The organism is Cellulosimicrobium sp. JZ28 (assembly GCF_015327065.1).
Taxonomy (GTDB): domain Bacteria; phylum Actinomycetota; class Actinomycetes; order Actinomycetales; family Cellulomonadaceae; genus Cellulosimicrobium; species Cellulosimicrobium funkei.
The window spans coordinates 196,396-217,572 of the sequence record NZ_CP017660.1; the positions used below are offsets into that span (position 1 = coordinate 196,396).

The 21,177-nt window shown below is 74.5% G+C and carries 22 protein-coding genes, 3 tRNA genes and 1 pseudogene; 13 read left to right on the forward strand and 13 right to left on the reverse strand.

Annotated features, from left to right (window positions below; genetic code table 11):
• Positions 1 to 4: 4 nt before the first annotated feature.
• From BJP59_RS00840 to BJP59_RS00855, 4 genes are read right to left on the reverse strand one after another with little or no spacing between them, the layout of a single operon-like run.
• Positions 5 to 1,063 carry a sulfate/molybdate ABC transporter ATP-binding protein gene (locus BJP59_RS00840; RefSeq protein WP_194521914.1) on the reverse strand — a complete coding sequence of 353 codons (1,059 nt, stop codon included), beginning with the start codon at positions 1,061 to 1,063 and terminating at the stop codon, positions 5 to 7.
• Positions 1,060 to 1,935, reverse strand: coding sequence for a sulfate ABC transporter permease (locus tag BJP59_RS00845; protein WP_114552656.1), 876 nt, complete (start codon positions 1,933 to 1,935; stop codon positions 1,060 to 1,062). Before BJP59_RS00845 ends, BJP59_RS00840 begins: the two co-directional genes overlap by 4 nt.
• Complete coding sequence (gene cysT, locus BJP59_RS00850; RefSeq protein ID WP_194521915.1) at positions 1,928 to 2,818, reverse strand: sulfate ABC transporter permease subunit CysT; 891 nt, start codon at positions 2,816 to 2,818, stop codon at positions 1,928 to 1,930. The genes BJP59_RS00845 and cysT overlap by 8 nt, the downstream gene beginning before the upstream one ends.
• Before the next feature lie 3 nt (positions 2,819 to 2,821).
• A complete protein-coding gene (locus BJP59_RS00855) occupies positions 2,822 to 3,880 on the reverse strand; it encodes a sulfate ABC transporter substrate-binding protein (protein WP_194521916.1) in 1,059 nt (352 codons plus the stop codon).
• 238 nt (positions 3,881 to 4,118) lie between these two features.
• Between BJP59_RS00855 and purF the strand changes: the two genes are divergently transcribed.
• Complete coding sequence (gene purF, locus BJP59_RS00860) at positions 4,119 to 5,666, forward strand: amidophosphoribosyltransferase (RefSeq protein ID WP_031315107.1); 1,548 nt, start codon at positions 4,119 to 4,121, stop codon at positions 5,664 to 5,666.
• Positions 5,667 to 5,723: 57 nt separating this feature from the next.
• Positions 5,724 to 6,857 carry a phosphoribosylformylglycinamidine cyclo-ligase gene (gene purM / locus BJP59_RS00865; RefSeq protein WP_076403534.1) on the forward strand — a complete coding sequence of 378 codons (1,134 nt, stop codon included), beginning with the start codon at positions 5,724 to 5,726 and terminating at the stop codon, positions 6,855 to 6,857.
• 249 nt (positions 6,858 to 7,106) lie between these two features.
• Here the strand turns inward: purM and BJP59_RS00870 are convergent, their stop codons facing one another.
• On the reverse strand, positions 7,107 to 7,313 hold the full coding sequence (locus BJP59_RS00870; protein ID WP_021482112.1) for a DUF3073 domain-containing protein: 207 nt from the start codon (positions 7,311 to 7,313) through the stop codon (positions 7,107 to 7,109).
• A 409-nt stretch (positions 7,314 to 7,722) separates the two neighbouring features.
• Between BJP59_RS00870 and BJP59_RS00875 the strand changes: the two genes are divergently transcribed.
• The gene (locus BJP59_RS00875; RefSeq protein ID WP_021482113.1) at positions 7,723 to 7,935 is read left to right on the forward strand and encodes a BldC family transcriptional regulator; all 213 of its coding nucleotides are present in this window, start codon (positions 7,723 to 7,725) and stop codon (positions 7,933 to 7,935) included.
• A gap of 280 nt (positions 7,936 to 8,215) precedes the next feature.
• Here the strand turns inward: BJP59_RS00875 and BJP59_RS00880 are convergent, their stop codons facing one another.
• From BJP59_RS00880 to BJP59_RS00900, 5 genes are all read right to left on the reverse strand, one after another.
• Positions 8,216 to 8,524, reverse strand: coding sequence for a DUF3618 domain-containing protein (locus tag BJP59_RS00880; RefSeq protein WP_021481598.1), 309 nt, complete (start codon positions 8,522 to 8,524; stop codon positions 8,216 to 8,218).
• Positions 8,521 to 8,943, reverse strand: coding sequence for a phage holin family protein (locus BJP59_RS00885; protein WP_021481597.1), 423 nt, complete (start codon positions 8,941 to 8,943; stop codon positions 8,521 to 8,523). Before BJP59_RS00885 ends, BJP59_RS00880 begins: the two co-directional genes overlap by 4 nt.
• A 173-nt stretch (positions 8,944 to 9,116) precedes the next feature.
• Positions 9,117 to 9,189, reverse strand: a tRNA-Phe gene (locus tag BJP59_RS00890).
• A 50-nt stretch (positions 9,190 to 9,239) separates the two neighbouring features.
• Positions 9,240 to 9,313 (reverse strand) — tRNA-Asp (locus BJP59_RS00895).
• Positions 9,314 to 9,475: 162 nt separating this feature from the next.
• Positions 9,476 to 9,548: transfer RNA gene (locus BJP59_RS00900), tRNA-Glu, on the reverse strand.
• A 90-nt stretch (positions 9,549 to 9,638) separates the two neighbouring features.
• On the opposite strand from BJP59_RS00900, the gene BJP59_RS00905 reads away from it, so the two are divergent.
• The 9 genes and pseudogenes from BJP59_RS00905 to BJP59_RS00945 all read left to right on the forward strand — a co-directional run bounded on the left by BJP59_RS00905 (position 9,639) and on the right by BJP59_RS00945 (position 16,668).
• Complete coding sequence (locus BJP59_RS00905; protein WP_194521917.1) at positions 9,639 to 9,983, forward strand: metallopeptidase family protein; 345 nt, start codon at positions 9,639 to 9,641, stop codon at positions 9,981 to 9,983.
• Positions 9,984 to 10,023: 40 nt separating this feature from the next.
• Positions 10,024 to 10,341 carry an ArsR/SmtB family transcription factor gene (locus BJP59_RS00910; protein WP_021481595.1) on the forward strand — a complete coding sequence of 106 codons (318 nt, stop codon included), beginning with the start codon at positions 10,024 to 10,026 and terminating at the stop codon, positions 10,339 to 10,341.
• A gap of 92 nt (positions 10,342 to 10,433) precedes the next feature.
• Positions 10,434 to 11,360, forward strand: coding sequence for a cation diffusion facilitator family transporter (locus BJP59_RS00915; protein ID WP_194521918.1), 927 nt, complete (start codon positions 10,434 to 10,436; stop codon positions 11,358 to 11,360).
• 89 nt (positions 11,361 to 11,449) lie between these two features.
• A complete protein-coding gene (galE, locus tag BJP59_RS00920; protein WP_021481593.1) occupies positions 11,450 to 12,457 on the forward strand; it encodes a UDP-glucose 4-epimerase GalE in 1,008 nt (335 codons plus the stop codon).
• Positions 12,458 to 12,545: 88 nt separating this feature from the next.
• A complete protein-coding gene (locus tag BJP59_RS00925; protein WP_114552786.1) occupies positions 12,546 to 13,460 on the forward strand; it encodes a phytoene/squalene synthase family protein in 915 nt (304 codons plus the stop codon).
• Positions 13,457 to 15,126 (forward strand): annotated as a pseudogene (gene crtI, locus BJP59_RS00930) (phytoene desaturase family protein). The gene BJP59_RS00925 and the pseudogene crtI overlap by 4 nt, the downstream one beginning before the upstream one ends.
• The gene (locus BJP59_RS00935) at positions 15,123 to 15,461 is read left to right on the forward strand and encodes a lycopene cyclase domain-containing protein (protein WP_031317163.1); all 339 of its coding nucleotides are present in this window, start codon (positions 15,123 to 15,125) and stop codon (positions 15,459 to 15,461) included. The pseudogene crtI and the gene BJP59_RS00935 overlap by 4 nt, the downstream one beginning before the upstream one ends.
• On the forward strand, positions 15,458 to 15,802 hold the full coding sequence (locus BJP59_RS00940) for a lycopene cyclase domain-containing protein (RefSeq protein ID WP_194521919.1): 345 nt from the start codon (positions 15,458 to 15,460) through the stop codon (positions 15,800 to 15,802). Before BJP59_RS00935 ends, BJP59_RS00940 begins: the two co-directional genes overlap by 4 nt.
• Positions 15,799 to 16,668 (forward strand): prenyltransferase, encoded by an 870-nt coding sequence (locus tag BJP59_RS00945; RefSeq protein ID WP_194521920.1) that lies wholly within the window; start codon positions 15,799 to 15,801, stop codon positions 16,666 to 16,668. The genes BJP59_RS00940 and BJP59_RS00945 overlap by 4 nt, the downstream gene beginning before the upstream one ends.
• Positions 16,669 to 16,758: 90 nt before the next feature.
• On the opposite strand, the gene BJP59_RS00950 is transcribed toward BJP59_RS00945, so the two are convergent.
• From BJP59_RS00950 to BJP59_RS00960, 3 genes are all read right to left on the reverse strand, one after another.
• A complete protein-coding gene (locus tag BJP59_RS00950) occupies positions 16,759 to 18,225 on the reverse strand; it encodes a M15 family metallopeptidase (RefSeq protein WP_194521921.1) in 1,467 nt (488 codons plus the stop codon).
• Positions 18,226 to 18,572: 347 nt separating this feature from the next.
• Positions 18,573 to 19,844, reverse strand: a complete 1,272-nt coding sequence (locus tag BJP59_RS00955; RefSeq protein ID WP_186325201.1) for a threonine/serine ThrE exporter family protein — start codon at positions 19,842 to 19,844, stop codon at positions 18,573 to 18,575.
• Positions 19,845 to 19,906: 62 nt separating this feature from the next.
• Positions 19,907 to 20,323 carry a hypothetical protein gene (locus BJP59_RS00960; RefSeq protein ID WP_194521922.1) on the reverse strand — a complete coding sequence of 139 codons (417 nt, stop codon included), beginning with the start codon at positions 20,321 to 20,323 and terminating at the stop codon, positions 19,907 to 19,909.
• A gap of 124 nt (positions 20,324 to 20,447) precedes the next feature.
• Between BJP59_RS00960 and BJP59_RS00965 the strand changes: the two genes are divergently transcribed.
• Complete coding sequence (locus BJP59_RS00965; RefSeq protein WP_194521923.1) at positions 20,448 to 21,170, forward strand: antibiotic biosynthesis monooxygenase; 723 nt, start codon at positions 20,448 to 20,450, stop codon at positions 21,168 to 21,170.
• The last annotated feature ends 7 nt before the right edge of the window (positions 21,171 to 21,177 follow it).

Sequence of the window (21,177 nt, forward strand, 5' to 3'; positions counted from 1 at the left end):
CCGCTCAGCCGACGAGCGGCTCGGCCACGCGCCGGTCCGCCGGCTCGGACGCCGTACCGGTCGGGGCGCCGGCGGCGGGGGAGAGCCGCACCGCCACGCCGGGCGCCAGGCCCAGCGTCCGCGCCTCCGCGCGGGTCACGACGACGGACACCACCTCGTCGCCCGCGGTCACCTCTGCGCGCACCTCGAACCCCACGCGCGTCGTCCGCGTGACGACGCCGGTCACGCCCGCCGCGTCCGCCGTGTCCCCGATCGTGACGCCCCGGTGCGCCGACGGGTCGAGGCTCGCCCCGCCGTCCGGCAGCACCTCGACGTGCACGTCGTGCGGTCGCACGAGGACGCCGCCGAGGCGCGTGACCGGGCCGAGGAAGCCCATGACGAAGTCGTTCGCGGGGCGGTCGTAGAGGTCGTCGGGCGTGCCGACCTGCTCGATGCGGCCCTCGTTGACGACGACGATCTCGTCCGCGACCTCGAGCGCCTCCTCCTGGTCGTGCGTGACGAAGACCGTGGTCACGGGGATCTCGTCGTGCAGGCGGCGCAGCCAGTCGCGCAGCTCCTTGCGGACCTTCGCGTCGAGCGCACCGAACGGCTCGTCGAGCAGGAGGACGCTCGGGCGGATCGCGAGCGCGCGGGCGAGCGCCATGCGCTGGCGCTGCCCGCCGGAGAGCTGCGACGGCAGCCGGTGCGCGAAGCTCTCGAGGTGCACGAGCCGCAGGAGCTCGTCGACGCGCTCGGCGATCTCGGCCTTCGGCGTGCGGCGGATCTCGAGCCCGAACGCGACGTTCCGCGCGACGCTCAGGTGCTTGAAGGCCGCGTAGTGCTGGAAGACGAAGCCCACGTTGCGGCGGCGCGCGGGCAGGTTCGTGGCGTCGCGGCCCTCGATCTCGACCTGGCCGGAGTCCGGCACCTCGAGCCCGGCGACGACGCGCAGCAGCGTGGACTTGCCGCCGCCGCTCGGGCCGAGCAGGGCCGTGAGGCGGCCGGTCGGCACGGAGACGGAGACGTCGTCGAGCGCGACGAAGTCGCCGAAGGTCTTGCGGACGTTGCGGATCTCGATGCTCATGCGTCGGCCTCCGTGGGGGCGGCGGTGCGGGTGGACCTGACGGTGCGGGGGGAGCGGCGGGGGCGGGGGCCGGCGGCGTCGTCGGAGCGCAGGAACGTCACGGCGACGATGCACGCGACGGACACCGACGCGAGGAGGAACGCGACGGCGTAGGCGGTGCCCTGCTCGAAGTCCTGGTACCGCTGCTCGACGAGCAGCGTGGACGTCTGCGTGCGGCCCTCGAAGTTGCCGGAGACGACCTTGACCGCGCCGAACTCGCCGAGGGCGCGCGCGAGCGTGAGCACGACGCCGTAGACGACGGCCCACCGGATCGCCGGCAGGGTGATGCGCCGGAACGTCTGGAGGCGGCTCGCCCCGAGGCTCGTCGCGGCGAGCTCCTCGTCGGTGCCGAGCTCCGTGAGGACCGGCACGACCTCGCGGATGACGAGCGGGAGGCACACGAACGCGGTGGCGAGGACGATGCCCGGCGGCGCGAAGATCACCTGGAGCCCGGCGTCCTCGAGGGCGCCGCCGAACCAGCCGTTCTTCCCGTACACGAGGACGAGCGAGAGCCCGACGACGATCGGGGAGACGGACAGCGGGAGGTCGAGCAGGGCGTTGAGGAGCGCCTTGCCCGGGAAGTCGTACCGGACGATGAGCATCGAGATCCCGACGCCGAACACGGTGTTGATCAGCACGACCTGCACCGCGACGGCGGCGGTGAGCTGGAGCGCGAAGACGACGGACGGGTCGGCGAGGGCCCGCTGGAACGTCTCGAGCCCGTCGGCGAACGCGCCGCGCACGACGAGCGAGACCGGCCACCCGACGAGCAGCACGAGGTAGACGACCACGACGGCGCGCAGCGTGCGGCGCACCCAGGGAGAGCTATCCACGGCGGGCCACCCTGCGCTGGAGGAGCTGGATCGTCGCGATGACGAGCAGCGAGACGAGGAGGAGCACCGACGCGACGGCCGCCGCCTGCTCCGGCTGGCCGTTCTCGAGGTAGCTGAGGATGCGCACGGAGCCCACCTCGGTGCGCATCGGCAGGTTCCCGGAGAGCAGGACGAGCGCGCCGTACTCGCTGATCGCGCGCGCGAACGACAGCGCGGCGCCCGCGGTGATCGCGGGCGCGAGGGCCGGGAGGACGACGCGGCGGAAGGTCGTGGCCCGCGTCGCGCCGAGCGACGCGGCGGCCTCCTCGACGTCCCGGTCGAGCTCGGCGAGCACGGGCTGCACGCTGCGCACCACGAAGGGCAGCGTGACGAACAGGAACGCGAGGAAGACGGCGGCGCGCGTGTTCGCGACGTCGATCCCCAGCGGCCCCGACGGCCCGTACAGCGCGAGCAGCACGAGTCCGGCGACGATCGTGGGGAGCGCGAACGGGATGTCGATGAGCACCTCGAGGAGCCGCTTGCCGGGGAACCGGTCGCGCACGAGGACCCACGCGACGAGCGTGCCCATGACGACGTTGACGGCGGTCACGGCGAGCGCCTGCGTGACCGTGAGTGTCAGCGCCGCGGCGGTCTGCGGCTGCGTCACGGCGGCGACGAAGGCGGGCCAGCCGCCGACGGACGTCTCGACGAGCACCGCGATCAGCGGGACGAGGGCGAGGGCCGAGAACCACACGAGCGCGACGCCGAGCCCGAGGCCGGAGGTCGCCGTGAGCCGGTAGGGGCCGTTGGGCGCCCGACGGCGCGTGCGGCCGGGAGGCGCGGCCGAGGCCGGGCGGCGCTCGCGCGCCGCCCGGCCCGGTCGTTCAGCGAGGGTCGAGGACACGGGTCACTGCTTCCCGGTCTCGGCCTGGATCTTGGTCACGAGGCCCTCGTCGCCGAAGAACTTGTCGTTCGTGGCAGACCAGCCGCCGAAGTCGTCGGCGATGGTGAGGAGCGTCGGGACGGTGGGGAACGGGTCGCTCGGGTCGTTGGCGCCCTCGACCTCGAAGTCGACGTCCCCGGTCAGGGGGCGGAAGCCCACGTGCGCGAACGCCTCCTGGCCCTCGGGCGTGAGGACGAAGTCGAGGTAGCTCTGCGCCTTGGGGTCGGCGTCGACCGTCACCGCGGCGGGGTTCTCGATGAGGAGCGTCTGGTCGGGGACCACGTAGTCGAACGTCTCGCCGTTCTGCCGCGCGAGGATCGCCTCGTTCTCGTAGGAGAGCAGGACGTCGCCGGTGCCGGACGTGAAGGCCGTCGTCGCGTCGCGGCCGCTGCCGGGCAGCGCCACCGCGTTGGTGAAGAACTTCCGCAGGTACTCGGTCGCGTCCTCCTCGGAGCCGCCGTTCGCGATGACGCTGCCCCACCCGGCGAGGATGTTCCAGCGGGCCGAGCCCGACGAGCCGGGGTTCGGGGTGACGATCTCGACGCCGGGCTGGACGATGTCCTCCCAGCTCTGGATGTTCTTTGGGTTGCCCTCGCGCACCACGAGCACGACGACGGACTGGCTGACGATGCCCTGGTTCTCGCCCGCGTTCCAGTCCTCGGCGACGAGGCCCGCGTCGACGAGGCGCGTCACGTCGCCCTCGAGCGAGAAGTGCACGTAGTCGGCCTCCAGCCCGTCGGCGACCGCGCGGCTCTGGTCGCCGGACGCGCCGTACGACGTCTCCCAGGTCACGCCCTGGCCGTCCTCGGTCTCGCCCCACAGCTCCTGCGCCGCGTCGTTGCCCGCCTTCGGCACGGCGAAGCCGACGAGCGAGAGCGTCGTGGGCTCGGCGTCGGAGCCCCCGTCGCCGCTCGCGTCGCCCCCGCCCGACCCGTCGACGGCGGTCGGCGCGCAGGCGGTGAGGACCAGGGCGGTGGCTGCCGCGGCAGCCGCGAGGGTGATCGTCGTCCGGAGGCGTCGCATGGTGTCGTCCTTCGTCGGGGTCCCGGGGAGCGGGAGCGGTGGTGGAACGGGCCCGGCGCGGTGGCCATACTGGACCCGCGCGGTCGGGTAAGTCGAGATTCAAGCGCGGCGTTCCCACGCAGCGAAACCCCCGACCGACAGGTGGGACGACGTAACGCCACCGTGAACGACGGCCGGGGGCCGTCCGCCTGGTCGTCCGCTTCCGCCCTCGCCCGCACGCTGTGGGACACTGAGGTACGTGGCCCCCCGCGGAGATGGACTTCTCAACCACGACCTCATGCCCGGCGAGAAAGGCCCCCAGGACGCCTGCGGCGTCTTCGGTGTCTGGGCGCCCGGCGAGGAGGTCGCCAAGCTCGCCTACTTCGGGCTCTACGCGCTGCAGCACCGCGGCCAGGAGTCGGCGGGCATCGCGACGAGCAACGGCGAGCAGATCCTCGTCTACAAGGACATGGGCCTCGTCTCCCAGGTCTTCGACGAGACGGCCCTCAACGCCCTGACGGGGCACATCGCCGTCGGGCACTGCCGGTACTCGACCACGGGCGGCGTGACGTGGGAGAACGCGCAGCCGACGCTCGGCGCCACCGCGTCCGGGACCGTGGCACTCGGGCACAACGGCAACCTCACGAACTCCGCCGAGCTCGTCAACCTCGTCGCCGAGCGTTACGGGAGCCAGCGCCGCGGCGAGCTCGCGCGCGGCAACACGACGGACACCGCGCTCGTCACCGCGCTCCTCGCGGGCGACGCCGACCACACGCTGGAGGCGACGGCGCTCGAGGTGCTCCCGCGCCTGCGCGGCGCGTTCTCGCTCGTCTTCATGGACGAGCGCACGCTGTACGCCGCGCGCGACCCGCAGGGCGTGCGCCCGCTCGTGCTCGGCCGCCTCGAGCGCGGCTGGGTCGTCGCGAGCGAGACGCCGGCTCTGGACATCGTGGGCGCGTCCTTCGTGCGCGAGGTCGAGCCCGGCGAGCTCATCGCGATCGACGCGGAGGGCCTGCGCTCGCAGCGCTTCGCGCCCATCGAGCGCGCGGGCTGCGTCTTCGAGTACGTCTACCTGGCCCGCCCGGACACGAGCATCAACGGCCGCTCGGTGCACGCGGCGCGCGTCGAGATGGGCCGCCAGCTCGCCCGCGAGCACCCCGTCGAGGCGGACCTCGTCATCCCGGTCCCCGAGTCCGGCACCCCCGCCGCGGTGGGCTACGCCGCCGAGTCGGGCATCCCGTTCGGCCAGGGGCTCACGAAGAACGCCTACGTGGGCCGCACGTTCATCCAGCCGTCGGACACGCTGCGCCAGCTCGGCATCCGGCTCAAGCTCAACCCGCTGCGCGACGTGATCCGCGGCAAGCGGCTCGTCGTCGTCGACGACTCGATCGTGCGCGGCAACACGCAGCGCGCGCTCGTGCGGATGCTGCGTGAGGCCGGCGCGGCGGAGGTGCACGTGCGCATCAGCTCGCCGCCCGTGAAGTGGCCGTGCTTCTACGGCATCGACTTCGCGTCGCGCGCCGAGCTCATCGCGAACGGCCTGTCACCGCACGAGATCGGCCAGTCGCTCGGTGCCGACAGCCTCGGCTACATCTCGACCGAGGGCATGATCTCGGCGACCGAGCAGCCGTCGTCCCAGCTCTGCACGGCGTGCTTCACGGGCAAGTACCCCATCGAGCTGCCGCCGGACGACCAGCTCGGAAAGCACCTCCTCGAGCAGGCCGAGCTCCCGCTCGGGGCGCCCGAGGACGGGCTGCGCAGCCTCTCGGTGACCGCCGGCGGCGCCGGCGCCCTCCAGCACCCCTGACCCGCACTCTCCGCACCACCGGCGCGCGCGCCGCGAGACACCTTTGGAGCCGACACCATGACTGCCGACTCGCCCCGCACGGGCCTCACCTACGCCGCCGCGGGGGTCGACACCGAGGCCGGTGACAAGGCCGTCGAGCTCATGAAGGACGCCGTGCGCCGTACCCACGGGCCGCAGGTCCTCGGTGGCGTCGGCGGATTCGCCGGCCTGTACGACTTCTCCGAGGTCGCGACGTACCGCCGTCCGCTGCTCGCGACGTCGACCGACGGCGTCGGCACCAAGGTCGCGATCGCCCAGGCGCTCGACGTGCACGACACGATCGGCTTCGACCTCGTCGGCATGGTCGTCGACGACATCGTGGTGGTGGGCGCCAAGCCGCTGTTCATGACCGACTACATCGCGTGCGGCAAGGTCGTGCCCGAGCGCATCGCGGGCATCGTGCGGGGCATCGCCGCCGCCTGCGAGGTCGCCGGCACCGCGCTCGTCGGCGGCGAGACGGCCGAGCACCCGGGCCTGCTCGGCGAGGACGAGTACGACGTCGCGGGCGCGGCCACGGGCGTCGTCGAGGCGGACGCGCTGCTCGGCCCGGAGCGCGTGCGCGAGGGCGACGTGCTCGTCGCCATGGCGTCGTCGGGTCTCCACTCGAACGGCTACTCGCTCGTGCGCGCCGTGCTGAAGCACGCGGGCTGGGGCCTCGAGCGGCACGTGGACGAGCTCGGCCGCACCGTCGGCGAGGAGCTGCTCACCCCGACGCGCGTCTACGCGAGCGACTGCCTCGCCCTGGCCGCCGACGACGCGGCTCAGGTCCACGCGTTCACGCACGTCACGGGCGGCGGACTGGCCGCGAACCTCGCGCGCGTCCTCCCGGCCGGGCTCGTCGGGGTCGTGGACCGGGGGAGCTGGGACGTGCCGCCCGTCTTCCGCCTCGTGCGCGAGCTGGGCGGGGTCCCGCGCGGCGACCTCGAGAACACCCTCAACCTCGGCGTCGGGATGGTCGCGGTCGTGGGCGCGGACGGCGTCGACGCCGCCCTGGCGCGGTGCGCCGCGCTCGGCGTGCCCGCGTGGGTGCTCGGCACGGTCGAGGCCTTCGACCCGGACGCGGCCCGCGACCTCGCCGACGGCGACCTGGTCGCCGGCACCAAGGGCGTCCAGGCGGGCGCGGTGCGGCTCGTCGGGGACTACCGCTCCTGATCACCGCCCGGTCGGGTCGGCGCGCGGATCGCGGCGTCGGCCCGGCCAGGGCTGCTCTCCCGCGGGCGCGACGGCGCGGTGGGTCGATCCGCCGAGGACATCGCGGTGGGATGGTCCGTCGCGGACGTCGCGGTGGGGTGATCCGTCGCGGACGCACGACGACGGCGCCACCGCCTTCGGGCAGGCGGCGGCGCCGTCGAGGTCAGGTGCGTCCGTGCGAGACGGCGGAGGGGGTGTCGCGGACGACCGTCAGCGGTCGTCGGACCAGTCGTTGTAGCGCTGGTCGTAGCGCTCGAGGTCGTCAGGCTCGGCGCCGAAGCGCGAGTCCGTCACGACATCCGTACGGCTGTGACCCGTGAGCTCCTGCTCGAGCGCACTGTAGTTCGTCTCGGGGCTGTAGTACTTCAGCGCGCGAGCGACCTTGGTCTGCTTTGCCTTCTGACGGCCGCGGCCCATGGCTCCGACCCCCTCAACGTAGAAGCGGGGCGGCAACGTACTCAGACGTGCGGCCCCGGGGTGTAGTTTCGTCTGTTCAGGGTCCAACGGTACATGCTCAGGGCCTATTCCATCCACTCAGAGCCCCTGGTCGAGCCGTGGACGTGCCTACCGTCACACAGTCTCCACCGCGCGGCCTCGCCCGGACCGGGTCCGGCGGTGCGGAGGGCCCCCGCGGACCACCTGCGGCAACGCTCTCGTATGCCGCAGGAGCGCCTATCCGGCCGATCCGACCATAGAGCGCCTAATTCACCCGTCCGTCAAGTCGCCCGAAATCCGCATGCTGCGACAATGGAAGGTACTGGCGTCGTGCTGTCGTCGTGATCCGGGGTATCTGCCGGACCAGCGCGTACCAGGAGGAGGTGTCGTGATGTCCATGCACGGGGAGTCCGAGGTTCTGCTCACGCCCGCCGAGGTCGCCAGCCTTTTCCGCGTCGACCCCAAGACCGTCACCCGCTGGGCGAAGGCGGGCAAGCTGTCGTCGATCCGCACCCTCGGTGGCCACCGGCGCTACCGCGAGTCCGAGGTCCGGGCCCTGCTCGGCGCCGCGAGCGAGCCCGCGGACGGCACCGACAAGTCCTGACCCCGGGGTCGCGCCCCGCCCACGGCCCGCGGCGCGCCGACGTGGCGGCGCGCACCCGAACGGGCGCCGGCTCGACGCGCGCCCTCTGTCGGCACCGGCCTTGCCACCCAGCTCTGCGCGCGTGCGATGCTCCCGCACGCCGGACGCCCCGCGTACCCGAACCCTCCCCGCGTGCCGGACGCCCCGCGCGTCGCCGAACCCTCCCGCACGCCGGAACGCCGCCGACCCCGCGTCCGGTAGATCACCGGCGCGGGGTCGACGGCGTTCGTCGACGGGGTCGCTACGAGCGGCGGCGGAGGATCGCCGCGGCCACCAGCGCGACGCCGACCACGGCGGCGCCGAGCAGCAGCTTGACGTTGCGGGACCGGTCCGGGTCCTCCTCGGGCAGCCCGTTGCCGGAGAGGAACGCCCCGGTGTCGCTCGCCGCCTGCTTCGCCTGCTGCGCGGCGGCCTTGGCCTGGACGCGCGGGTCGAGCCGCGTCGTGAGCTCGTCGATCGTCCCCGCGAGCTCCTTGCGGGTGCGCGCGATCTCGTCCTCGAGCTGGGACGGGGAGAGCTGGGGGTCGGGGGTCTCGCCGGTTCCGCTCACGGGCGCAGTCCTTCCTTGATGGTCGCGACGTCTTCCTTGATGCTCTCGACCGCACCGGTCGGCGTCGGCGGCACGCCCCGCTGGAGCTGCTTGACGCCGACGAACGCGAGCGTACCGGCGACCAGCACGAGGACGCCGCCGACGATCAGCGCCGCGAGCCACAGAGGCATGGCGGTCGCGAGTCCCTCCATGGCGGAGTGCAGCAGGAAGCCCAGGCCGTACAGCACGAGCACGCCGCCGACGACGAGCAGGCCGATGCCGATGCCGGCGTGCTTCGCCTTCGTCGTCAGCTCGGCCTTCGCGAGGGCGATCTCCGAGCGGACGAGCCGGGTCGCCTGCTCGGACAAGCGCTCCACGAGCTGTCCGACCGTCGGCTTCTGCTCCTCGGGCGGGATGCGCCCGTCGATCCAGTCGCTCATCTCTCAGCCTTTCCGCAGGTGATCCCCCACCACTCAACCGGCACCGGGGTCGGCGCGCAACTTCCCCGGGGGTGCACGCGGTGCCCGGGGGCGAGGAGGGCCACGCGAGGGGCGTCGCGCCGGCTCGGGACGCAGAAGACCCCCGTCCGGAATCCCGGGCGGGGGTCTCTCGGTGGCTCCGACCGGCGTCGATCCGGTGACCTTTCGATTTTCAGTCGAACGCTCTACCAACTGAGCTACAGAGCCATGGGGGAAGAGCCCGGCCGGCCGATGCCGACCGGGCTCTTCGCCTCACGCGACCCTGACGGGACTTGAACCCGCGACCTCCGCCGTGACAGGGCGGCGCGCTAACCAACTGCGCTACAGGGCCTTGCTGTTCTGTGCGAGACACACCCTAACACCAGGGAACCCGGCGATTTCACCAGTGGACCTGGTGGTGTGGTGGCCCGCATTCGAACCGAGAGGATCGTACCGTACCGGTGAGCCGATCCGTAAATCCGCCGGTGACCACCGGTCCCGACGCGATCTCGCGTACCCCCAACGGGATTCGAACCCGTGCTACCGCCGTGAAAGGGCGGGGTCCTAGGCCGCTAGACGATGGGGGCTCAGGAACGTCGGCCAGTGTACAGCGGCGCCGCCGGGGGCTCCTCGTCGGATGCGCCGCCCGCGCGGGGGAGGATGGGCGGGTGGTGGAGATGACGCGAGCCGAGTTCGAGGACGCCGTGCGCGACGGGCTGGACCTCGTCCCCGAGGACCTGGCGGCGCAGATGGACAACGTCGTGGTGCTGGTCGAGGACGACGCGCCCGACGACGACCCCGAGTTGCTCGGACTCTACGAGGGGGTGCCGCTCACGGAGCGCGACCACATGTGGGCGGCGGGCGCGCTGCCCGACCGCATCACGATCTTCCGGAACCCGACGCTGGCCATCTGCGAGACGCGCGAGGAGGTGGTCGAGGAGGTGGCGGTGACCGTCGTCCACGAGATCGCGCACCACTTCGGCATCGACGACGACCGGCTGCACGAGCTCGGCTGGGGCTGAGCCCGGGCGGTCCGGGCCTGCCGATCGCTAGGATCGGCGGGTGACGACGAGCGCCGCGAGCGACCCCCGGCACGACGGCGCGCACGACCACGAGGCGGTCGCGCGCCTGCTCCACGCGCTCGCCGAGCCGCGCCGCCTCGCGATCGTGCACCTGCTCACGGGCTCGGAGCGCCGCGTCGTCGACCTCACGCGCGAGCTCGGGCTGGCCCAGTCGACCGTCTCGGAGCACCTCACCACGCTGCGCGAGGTGGGGGTCGTCGCCGTGCGGCGGGAGGGCCGGTCGTCCTGGTACCGCCTCGTGCGGCCGGAGGTGGCGCACCTCCTCGCCGACGCGGAGCACGTCGCCCTCGCCCCCTGACCCCTGCGCGTGACGCGCGTCACGGCGCACCCCGCCTAGAAAACATCGGCGTTCATCGATATCATCGGTCCACACCGATGAATGGAGGATCGATGGGAGCGGGTCACGACCACGGCGCAGGTGGCCTCGACGCGCCCGACCACCGCAGGCGACTCGCCGTCGCGTTCGGCATTACCGCGACGATCCTCGCGGCCCAGGCCGTCGGCGCGGTGCTCACGGGGAGCCTGGCGCTCCTCACGGACACGGCGCACATGCTCACCGACGCGATCGGGCTGGCCGTCGCGCTGGTCGCGGCGTCGCTCGCGCTGCGCCCGGCGACCAAGCGCCGCACGTGGGGCTTCCGTCGTGTCGAGGTGCTCGCGGCCCTCGCGCAGGCGGCGCTGCTCCTCGCCGTCGGCGCGTACGCCGCCGTCGAGGGTGTCCGGCGCCTGCTCGAGCCGCCCGAGGTGCCCTCCTCCGAGCTGCTCGTGTTCGGGATCGTCGGCCTCGTGGGGAACCTCGTCGCCATCGCGGTCCTGGCGTCCGGGCGGCGCGCGAACCTCAACCTGCGGGCCGCGTTCCTCGAGGTGGTCAACGACGCGCTGGGCTCCGTCGGGGTCATCGTGGCCGCCGTCGTGATCGCCACGACGGGCTACCAGCGGGCCGACGCGATCGCCGGCCTGCTCATCGCCGTCCTCATCGTGCCGCGCGCGTTCCGCCTCCTGCGCGAGGCGACGGCCGTCCTCATGGAGTTCACGCCCGAGGGCCTGGACCTCGACGACGTCCGGCGGCACATCCTCTCGCTCGACCATGTCGAGGACGTCCACGACCTGCACGCCTCCACCGTCGCGACGGGGCTCCCGACCATCTCGGCGCACGTCGTCGTGGACGACGCGTGCTTCCGCGACGGGCACGCGCTGGAGATCGTCGAGCGCGTGCGCACGTGCGTCGCCCACCACTTCCCGGTCTCCGTCGAGCACTCGACCTTCCAGCTCGAGACGGCCGCCCTGCGCGACCGCGAGGCGCACGGACACGCCTGAGGGCGGTCGGGCCTCCTCCCTCGGCGCGCGACCCGGACACCCTGGGGACGGGCCGCCGCCGGGCGGGGCGCGCGCACTAGGGTGGTGTCATGACGATCCTCGTGACCGGCGGAGCCGGGTACATCGGCGCGCACGTGGTGCGCCTCCTGCAGGAGCGCGGCGAGAAGGTGGTCGTGGTCGACGACCTGAGCACGGGCCGCGCGGACCGGGTCGGCGACGCGGTGCTCGTCGAGGTCGACGTCGCGTCGCCCGAGGCCGTGGACGTGCTCACCCGCGCCATGACCGAGCACGACGTGCGCGCGGTCGTCCACTTCGCGGCGCGCAAGCAGGTGGGGGAGTCGGTCGAGAAGCCGGCCTGGTACTACCAGCAGAACGTCGGGGGCTTCACGAACCTCGTCACCGCGATGCAGGCGGCCGGCGTCGACCGCCTCGTCTTCTCGTCGTCGGCGGCGACGTACGGCATGCCGTCGGTGTCCCTGGTCGAGGAGAAGCTGCACGCCGAGCCGATCAACCCCTACGGCGAGACGAAGCTGGTCGGGGAGTGGCTCGGCCGGGCCGCGGGCCGCGCGTGGGGTCTGCGGTTCGTCGCTCTGCGCTACTTCAACGTCGCCGGTGCGGGCTGGCCGGACCTGGGCGACCCCGCGGTGCTCAACCTCGTGCCCATGGTCCTCGACCGCCTCGAGCGCGGCGAGCGGCCCAAGATCTTCGGGGACGACTACCCGACGCCGGACGGCACGTGCATCCGGGACTACATCCACGTCCTCGACCTCGCGCAGGCCCACCTCGCCGCGCTCGAGTACCTCGACGTGGACGAGCGTCCGTTCGACGTCTTCAACGTCGGGACGGGCGAGGGCTCCTCGGTGCGCGAGGTGATCGAGGAGATCGGGCGCGTCAGCGGGCTCGACGTCACGCCGGAGGTCCTGCCGCGCCGCGCGGGCGACCCGCCGCAGCTCGTCGGGAACCCCCGCCGCATCAACGAGCTCTTCGGCTGGCGCGCCACGAACGGCCTGCCGGAGATCATCGCGTCGGCGTGGGAGGCCTGGCAGGCCGGGCCCCGCCGCATCGACACGACGCGCGAGGCCGCCTCCGAGGTGTGAAATCCGGCGTCCCGTGCGACCCTACATCCCTCAGCATGCTGAGGATTGACCGGGGAGGTGCCCCGGCGACGGAAGGCGGGACGACGACGTGGGCGACGAGAGCGACCCGGCACGGCTGTACGACCTGACCGCCGCACGCACGAGCCGGGTCGTGCTGGCGGCGTACTCGACCTCGTTCGGGCTGGGCGCACGCCTGCTCGACGCGCCGACCCGCGACGGGATCGACGCGGTGTACGGGCTCGTGCGGATCGCCGACGAGGTCGTGGACACGCGCCGCGGCGACGGCGCGGCAGACCTCCTCGACGAGCTCGAGGCGGAGACGGCGCGGGCGCTCGACCGGGGCTGGTCGACGAACCTCGTCGTCCACTCGTTCGCCCGCGCCGCGCGCCGCTGCGGCTTCGGGCACGACGAGGTCGACCCGTTCTTCGCCTCGATGCGCACCGACCTCACGGTGCGCGTGCACGACCGCGAGAGCTACGAGCGGTACGTGTACGGCTCGGCGGAGGTCGTCGGCCTCATGTGCCTCGCGGTGTTCCTCAACGCGCGGCGCCGCCCGGGAGAGCCGCTGCACGTCCCGGACCCGGTGCTGGTCCGGGGCGCCCGCGCGCTCGGCGCGGCGTTCCAGAAGATCAACTTCCTGCGCGACCTGCGCACCGACCACGACGAGCTCGGGCGCGCCTACCTGCCCGGCGTCGTCCCCGGCCGGCTGCGCCGCCGGGACGTCGAGGCGTTCTGCCGCGAGGTGGAGGGCGACCTCGCCGCCGCCCGCGCCGCGCTCCCCGGGCTCCCGGTGCGCCCGCGCATCGCCGTGGCCGCGACCGTCGCCGTCTACGAGCGGCTCCTCGCGCGGCTCGCCGCGACGCCGCCGGAGGACATCCTGCGTGCGCGCGTGCGCATCCCGGACACGATGAAGGTCGCGCTCGCGGCGCGCGCCGCCGGCGGCCAGCTCCTCGGCCAGGTGGCGTCCGCCCGCTCCCCGCGCCCGCGGAAGGTGCTCGCGTGAGGCCTCCGCGCGTCGTCGTCGTCGGAGGGGGGATCGCGGGGCTCGCCACCGCCGCCCTGCTCGCGCGCGGCGGCGCCCACGTCACCCTGCTCGAGCGGCACGACGAGGTGGGCGGTCGCGCGGGCACGCTCGAGGTGGACGGCTTCCGCTTCGACACCGGCCCGTCCTGGTACTTCATGCCCGAGGTGTTCGAGCACTTCTTCGGGCTGCTCGGCGCGCGCGTCGAGGACCACCTCGACCTCGTCCCCCTCGACCCGGCGTACCGGGTGTTCTTCGAGCCGGGCGCGGACGGCGCGGCGTCGACGTTCGAGCTGTCCGGCAACCCCGGGGTCAACCGGTCGCGACTCGACGCGATCGAGCCGGGCTCCGGCGGCCGGATCGCTGCGTACGCCGAGGACGCGAGCGAGGCGTACGGGCTCGCGCTCGACCACTTCCTCTACACGACGTTCGAGCGCCCCGACCGGGCGCTCTCGCCGGCGGTGCTGCGCCGGCTGCCGCGCCTGGCCGGGCTCCTGCGCGAGTCGCTCGCCGACCGGGCCGCGCGCGCCGTGGACGACCCGCGGCTCCAGCAGCTCCTCGGGTACCACGCCGTGTTCCTCGGGTCGTCCCCCTACCGCGCGCCCGCGCTCTACTCGCTCATGAGCCACCTCGACCTCGTCGACGGCGTCCAGTACCCCGCGGGGGCATGTACACGCTCATCGAGGCCGTCGAGCGGCTCGCGCGCGACGCGGGCGCCGAGGTGCGCACCGGCGCCGACGTCGCCGGGATCGAGGTCGTGCCCGGCGGCGGTCGCCGCGGCCGGGTCGCCGGGGTGCGCCTCGCGTCGGGCGAGCTCGTCGAGGCGGACGTCGTCGTGTCGGCCGCCGACCGGCACCACACGGAGACGGCGCTCCTCGATCCGCGCTGGGCGGACCTCCCCGCCGCGGCGTGGGAGGACAAGGGCCCCGGCATCTCGGCGCTGCTCGTGCTCGCGGGCGTCCGCGGCGAGCTGCCCGAGCTCGCGCACCACTCGCTGTTCTTCACGAAGGACTGGCCCGCCAACTTCGACGCGGTGCTCGGCCCGGACCGGCGCAGCGACCCCCGCGGCCTGCGCGTGCCGGAGCCGGCCTCGCTGTACGTGTCGCGCACGAGCGCGACCGACGGGCCGACGTCGGCCGCCCCCGCGGCGCCGCCCGGCCACGAGAACCTGTTCCTCCTCGTGCCGTTCCCCGCCGACCCGACGCTCGGCGGCGACGAGCCGTCGCAGCGCACGCTCGAAGGGCTGGCCGACCGCTACCTCGCCCAGGTGGGGCGCTGGGCGGGGGTCGAGGACCTCCCGGGGCGCGTCGTCACGCGACGCGTGCTCGGGCCGGCGCACTTCGCGACCGAGCTCTCGGCGTGGCGCGGCGGCGCGCTCGGCATGGAGCACACCCTGCGGCAGTCCGCGCTGTGGCGCCCGGGCAACGCGTCCCGCCGTGTCGACGGGCTCTACCACGCCGGAGGTGGCACGATCCCGGGCGTGGGACTGCCGATGTGCCTGATCAGCGCCGAGCTCGTCGCCAAGCGGCTGCTCGGCGAGACGTCCGCGCGCCCGCTGCCCGAGCCGCTGCGGGAGGGCTTCCTCGCCGCGAGCCGCCGGCCCGAACGGCTCCGGCCGGCGGACCGGCCGGTGGCGGTCCGCCGGTGACGGGCCTCGCCTACCTCGGTGCGCTCGCGGTCTCGCTCGGCGGCCTCGCCGTGCTCGACCGCCGGTTCCGGCTCGCGTTCTGGTCCGACCCGCGGCGGGCCGCGCTCACGGTCGGGCTCGGCGTCGTCGGGTTCCTCGCGTGGGACGTCGCGGGTCTCGCGCTCGGGATCTTCGCGCGCGGGGAGAGCCCCTGGATGACCGGGCTGCTGCTCGCGCCCGACCTCCCCGTCGAGGAGGCGGTGTTCCTGACGCTCCTGTGCTACAACGCGCTGCTCGTCTGGCGGGGCGCCGAGCGCGTGCTCGCGGCCCGCCGCGCCGGGGAGGACGACGCGTGACGAACATCGTGCTCAACGTCATCGTCCTCGCGGTGCTCGTCGCGGTGTCGTGGCGCGTGCTGCGCCGGCTGCGACCCGGGCCGCTCGTGTGGACGGCTGTCGTGATGTGCGTGCTCACGCTCGTGTTCGACACGCTGATGATCGCCGCCGACCTGTACGTCTACCACCCGGACAAGATCCTCGGCGTCTACCTGTGGGGGGCGCCGCTCGAGGACTTCGCGTACGCGCTCGCCGCCGCGCTCGGGATGCCGGTGCTGTGGACGGTGCTCGGCGCCCGCGGTCGCGACCGCGCCGCGGGCCGCGGGTCCGGGCGCGGGCGTGCCACGGAGGACGAGCGGTGAAGGACGTCCTCGCCGCGTCGCGGCCCTTCTCCTGGATCAACACCGCGTACCCCTTCGCCGCGGGGTACCTCGTGGCGACCGGTGGCCGCGTCGACCTCGCGCTCGTCGTCGGGACGCTGTACTTCCTCGTGCCGTACAACCTGCTCATGTACGGCGTGAACGACGTCTTCGACTACGCGAGCGACCTGCGGAACCCGCGCAAGGGCGGCATCGAGGGTGCGCTGGCGGACCCGGCGACCGCGCGCGTCACGCACCGGCGCATCCTGCGCGCGTGCGTCGCGACCAACGTGCCGTTCCTCGTCGCGCTCCTGCTCCTCGGCGACCCGCTCGCGGGCGCGGTCCTCGCGCTCGTGGTGTTCGGCGTCGTCGCCTACTCGGCGCCCCGGCTGCGGTTCAAGGAGCGCCCGTTCCTCGACTCGTTCACCTCCGCGATGCACTTCGCCGGGCCGCTGCTGTACGCGCTCGTGCTCGTCGACGCGGACCTCTCCGCGCGCGCCGTCTGGCCCGTGCTCGTCGGCTTCGTGCTCTGGGGCATGGCGTCGCACGCGTTCGGCGCCGTGCAGGACGTGCGCGCGGACCGCGAGGGCGGCATCGCGTCCGTCGCGACGGCGATCGGCGCGCACGCGACCGTGCTCGCCGCGGCGGCGGCGTACGTCGCGGCGGCCGCCGTGCTCGCGGTGCTCCCGTGGCCCGGCGTCCTCGCCGCGCTGCTCCCGCTGCCGTACGCCGTCAACGTGCTTCGGTTCCGCGACGTGCGCGACGACGACTGCGAGCGCGCCAACGCGGGGTGGCGGGCGTTCCTGTGGCTCAACCTCGTCACCGGGTTCCTCGTGACGATGCTGCTCCTCGCGGACGCCCTCACCTGACGCGCCCCGCGTCGCCGGGCACGGACGACGACGGCCCCGGTCCGCGAGGTCGTCGCGGTGCCGGGGCCGTCGTCGTGGGGGAGCGGCTCGTCAGGAGATGTCGCCGTACTCCCAGTGCCAGGGCTCGTTCTTCGAGCCGCCGGCGCGGGCCCACTCGGGGTTCTCCCACCCGTAGGCCGGCGCGTTGGCGCGCATCCACTCGTACTGCGCGGTGCCGTAGCTCTGGATGCCGCCGCCGAGGTCGAGCGCGAGCGCCCAGCCGTGGTTCGACATGCCGGGCGGCGCCGCGAAGTAGCCGCGGGACGCCTTCACGGCGACCTGGGACGCGTACGAGCGGTACGAGTCCGTGACGGACAGGTTCGCGCCGAACGCCTCGCGGTACTTCTCGTTGAGGGCCTCGATCTGGTGGGCGGCGTCGCAGCGGAGCTGCTCGCCGGGCGCGAACGACAGCTCGCACAGCGCGCTCGCCGGGATCTGCCCGTTGCCGTAGCCCGCGGTGGACGCGGCCCACTGGTCGAGCTGGGCGGCGACCTCTTCGGCCGACGGCGGTCCGGGCACGACCTGGACGGTCACGCCCGAGCCGGCGGCGTCGAGCAGGGTCGTGAGCTCCGCCGTCAGCGCGGCGATCTCCTCCGTGCCGGCGGGAGCCGCCGGGTCCGCCGGTGCCGCGGCGTCGGCGGCCTCGGCGGCCGGGGCGTCGGCGGTCGCGTCTGCCGTGCCGGCGGTGAGGTCGGGAGCGTCGGTCGCGGTGTCCGCGGCCGCCGCGTCCTCCTCGGGCGACTCGGTCGCCGCGTCGGCGCCGGCCGACGGCGCGGCGGCGTCCGTCCCGGGCGTGGCGTCGTCGGGCGCCGTGGCCAGGTCCGGCGTCGCGGTGCCGAGCGTCGGGACCGCGGCCTCGAGCTCGTCGAGCGGCGTGCGGGCCGAGGACCGGCTCGCACGGTCGTCGGCGCGGCCGTCGAGCGCGGGCACGCTCGCGCCGAGCGTCTCGGCGGCGGTGAGCGTGTCGTCGGTCGCGGGCTCCTCGGTGGCCTCGGCGGTCGCCGTGGCGCCGTCGTCCGGGCTCGCGAGCCCGGACCCCGCGGGGGAGCCGAGGAGCGTGGTGGCGTCCTCGGACGGGGACGCCTCGGACACGGCCTCGCTGAGCCGCGTGCGCGCGTCCTCGATCTGGGCGACCTGCTCGGGCGTGAGCGCCGCGGCGCCCTCCCCGGTGAGGAACTGGGCCCGGACGAGCACGTCGCCCGCGGCGTCGACGGTCGCCGGGTCGGCCGTCGCCGGGGCGGCGGACGTCCCGAGGGACGCGGGGGCGACCGCGGTGCCGGGGGTCGGCGCGCCGGCGGGCGCCGCCTCGGTCGCGTCGGTCGCCGCGGACGGCGCCGCGCCGTCGGCGAAGGCCGCCGCGGCGGTGCTCGCGGTGAGCGCGACGGCCGCGACGGCGGCGCCGGTCCCGAGCGTGCGGCGCCGCCGGGGCGCGGCAGAGCCGGTCCCGTGCGTGCCACGGCGGGCAGCGGAGACGAGTGCGGCGGGGAACGAGGCCCGGCGCGCGGTGTGGCGGCCCATCTAGCGCGCCTCGCCGCGGACGGCGGGGTACGCGCCGGTGGTGCCGGTCGGGGTGGACGTGAGGTGCTGTGCAGTGGTCAAGCGGACGATCCGATCATCGGGTCGTGGTCGCGGGCATCGAGCGCGGCGCGCTCCGGTCCCTGGGCACCTGCGCAGGGGAGCGCGGGGTGACCACGACGGCGTGCGGTCGGGCGGGACGCGAGCGCGCCCTCTCACCACGACGCCGACAGGCACGGTCTCGGGGTGGACCGCGGAGGCCTGTCGGCTGTTCCATCTTCAACTAGACGGACGTCCAGAGGGGTGGGCTCACGAGGGGAAGCCCCGGGAATGGCGTGGGGACCGTGTGCTCAGGACGTGAAGAGGGTACGTGTCACGCGTCCTGCGTCGCGCGTGACCGCCGAGCCGACGAGCGTCCCGAGCGCGATCCCGAACACGGCGACGACCGCGTTCGCGATCTCCTGCGCGGCCTCCGGCCCCCCGTTCACGAGGTCGGAGAGACCCAGGAGGCTCAGGGCGCCGGGCACGAGGAGCCAGAACGCGGGCAGCGTCGTGACGGCCGCCGGCGGCCCGTGCCGCGAGCGCTCGACGAGCGCGGCGAGCGGGGCGATGACGAGCGCCCCGAAGAACCCGGCGAGGGGCGCCGCGGCGAGCGACCCCAGGAGCTGGGCCGCGTAGGCGCCCAGCAGCACGAGCAGGACCCAGGGGAGCGACCCGCGCGGGGACGACGCGAAGAGCATCTGCCCCAGCCCGACGGCGAGGATCCCGACCCACGGCGCCCACCACCCGAGGTGGTCGCCCTGCGGTGCCGCGACGAGCGGGCCCCCGACGGCGGCGCCGGCGACGACGCCGAACACGAGGAGCAGGAGCTGCGCGACGCCGTAGACGAGCCGGCTCGCCCCCGCGACGATCTGGTTGCTCGTCAGCTCGATCGCCGCGACGGTGAGCACCGACCCGGGCAGGAACGACACGAGCGGCGGGACGAGCACGCTCAGCGGGTCGTCGCCCAGCCACGGGTGCACCACGTCCACGGCGAGGAGCGTGACGACGAACGCCGCGACGACGGGCAGGGCGGTCGCGAGCGTCGGCCAGCGCGTGCCGAGCCAGCGCAGCGCCCCGACGAGCAGCCCGAGGGCGAGGTAGACGGGCAGGAGCGGGCCCGTCGGGTTGAGCACGAGCCCGAACCCGACGGTGAGCAGCCCGTGCCCGACGACGGTCAGCGCGGCCCCGAACCGGGGCGGGCGGGCGACGATCGCGCGCAGCTGCGCCCGCGCGTCGGCGAGCGGGACGTCCGACGTGCGCAGGCGGCGCACGAGCGTCATGAGCGCCCCGATCTGGTCGAGGTTGAGACCGCTCGCCTCGGCGGCCGAGAAGTCCGCGACCGCGCCGCTCTCGGTGCTCACCCGGACGAAGACGCCCGTCGGCAGGACGAGGGTGCCGACGGTCGAGGCGCCCGACCGCCGGGCGACCGCCTCGAGGTCGTCCTCGACGTCGGTGACCGAGCGGCCGGAGTCGAGGAGCGCCGTCCCGAGCTCGCGCAGGAGAGGCACGAGGTCGGGCGAGACCTCGGGCGGCTCGGGCTCGACGGCGAGGGGCGGCTCGTCGCCCAGCGCGCGCAGCACCCGGCGCACGACGCCCGGGGCGCGCCGGACGTCGTCGAGCCAGGTCGCGTGCCGGCGGCGGGTCAGGGCGGGCCCTCCGTGCTCACGGCGACGAGCGCGAGCAGGGCGTCGGCGTAGGCGTCGGCCGCGTCGGCGGCGCGGTGCTGGGCCGCCTCGCCGAGGACCTCGGTGCGCACGACGTACCCGTCGGCGGTCCGTTCGAGCGCGCGGAACGTGCCGCCGAGCAGCTCGCGGAGCTGGTCCTCCAGCGGGTGCCACAGCGCGTCCTCGAGCGCGACGGAGTCGAGCGCCCACTCCGTCGTGCCGTTGAAGCCGAGCACGACGCCGGTGTCGAACTCGTGCGGCTCGATGGTCATGTCGCTCACGGTGAAGACGTCGCCGTCGGCACCGGTGGTGAGGAGGCGGAAGCGGTCGCCCGAGGCGGGGGACCACCGCACGCCCGCGTCGCGCAGGGCGAGCGCGAGCTCCCACGAGATCATGCCTGCCACGGTAGGCCCGGCCCGGCCGCCGCGCGCGTCGGCTCGCGTCCCGACCCGCGGGACGATCCGTCCCGCGCCCGCGCGCGTTCACGACCCGGAAACACCCGCCGCGTTCACTCGTCCCATGACCCACGACGTCCCCGGGGACGCGCGGCGGACCGGCGGCGACCCCGCCCGCGCCCTGCCCCCGAGCCCGCCCGCCCGACCCCGCTCCGGCCCGGCCCGCACCGGCGCCGGTCCCGTGACCGTCGCGATCGAGCGCCGCGTCCGGCCCGAGAACGTCCCCGCCGTCACGTGCTGGGTGCAGGACGGGGTCAACCTCGCCAACCGCTACCCGGGCTTCCTCGGCTCCGGCTGGGTGCGCGCGTCTGCCGGGTCGCACGACTGGCACATGCTCTACCGGTTCGCGGACGCCGCGACGCTCGACGCCTGGGAGACCTCGCCCGACCGGGTGGGCTGGCTCGCGCGAGGCCGGGACCTCGTCGAGGAGACGCGGGTCGAGCGCCGCACGGGCATCGAGGGCTGGTTCGACGACCCGACGCCGGGCGCGTCGTCGCCCGCGTCGTCGGGCGCGTCGGTCGCCGCGGCGCCGCCCCGCTGGAAGCAGTCCGTGAGCATCTGGCTCGGGTTCTTCCCGGTGAACCTCGCGTTCACGCTTCTCGTCGGGAGCCTGGTCCCGGCGTGGGACGAGGTGCCGGTCGTCCCGCGCGTGCTCGCCACGACGCTCGTCCTCACGCCCGTCATGACCTACCTCGTGCTGCCGCGCGTGACGCAGGTGCTCGCCCCGTGGCTGGCCCGCCCCCCGCGGTCCCGGGCGGCCCGCGTCCGTCGCGCGGCCCGGAGGTGACGGTCTC

Bases quoted from the DNA above. Each gene is read 5' to 3' on its own strand.
- BJP59_RS00885 (WP_021481597.1), bottom strand. From the start codon at position 8,943: ATGAGCGACTGGATCGACGGGCGCATCCCGCCCGAGGAGCAGAAGCCG.
- BJP59_RS00950 (WP_194521921.1), bottom strand. From the start codon at position 18,225: ATGGGCCGCCACACCGCGCGCCGGGCCTCGTTCCCCGCCGCACTCGTC.
- BJP59_RS00855 (WP_194521916.1), bottom strand. From the start codon at position 3,880: ATGCGACGCCTCCGGACGACGATCACCCTCGCGGCTGCCGCGGCAGCC.
- BJP59_RS00905 (WP_194521917.1), top strand. From the start codon at position 9,639: ATGACGCGAGCCGAGTTCGAGGACGCCGTGCGCGACGGGCTGGACCTC.
- BJP59_RS00960 (WP_194521922.1), bottom strand. From the start codon at position 20,323: ATGATCTCGTGGGAGCTCGCGCTCGCCCTGCGCGACGCGGGCGTGCGG.
- purM (WP_076403534.1), top strand. From the start codon at position 5,724: ATGACTGCCGACTCGCCCCGCACGGGCCTCACCTACGCCGCCGCGGGG.
- BJP59_RS00870 (WP_021482112.1), bottom strand. From the start codon at position 7,313: ATGGGCCGCGGCCGTCAGAAGGCAAAGCAGACCAAGGTCGCTCGCGCG.
- BJP59_RS00965 (WP_194521923.1), top strand. From the start codon at position 20,448: ATGACCCACGACGTCCCCGGGGACGCGCGGCGGACCGGCGGCGACCCC.
- BJP59_RS00875 (WP_021482113.1), top strand. From the start codon at position 7,723: ATGTCCATGCACGGGGAGTCCGAGGTTCTGCTCACGCCCGCCGAGGTC.
- BJP59_RS00840 (WP_194521914.1), bottom strand. From the start codon at position 1,063: ATGAGCATCGAGATCCGCAACGTCCGCAAGACCTTCGGCGACTTCGTC.
- galE (WP_021481593.1), top strand. From the start codon at position 11,450: ATGACGATCCTCGTGACCGGCGGAGCCGGGTACATCGGCGCGCACGTG.
- BJP59_RS00915 (WP_194521918.1), top strand. From the start codon at position 10,434: ATGGGAGCGGGTCACGACCACGGCGCAGGTGGCCTCGACGCGCCCGAC.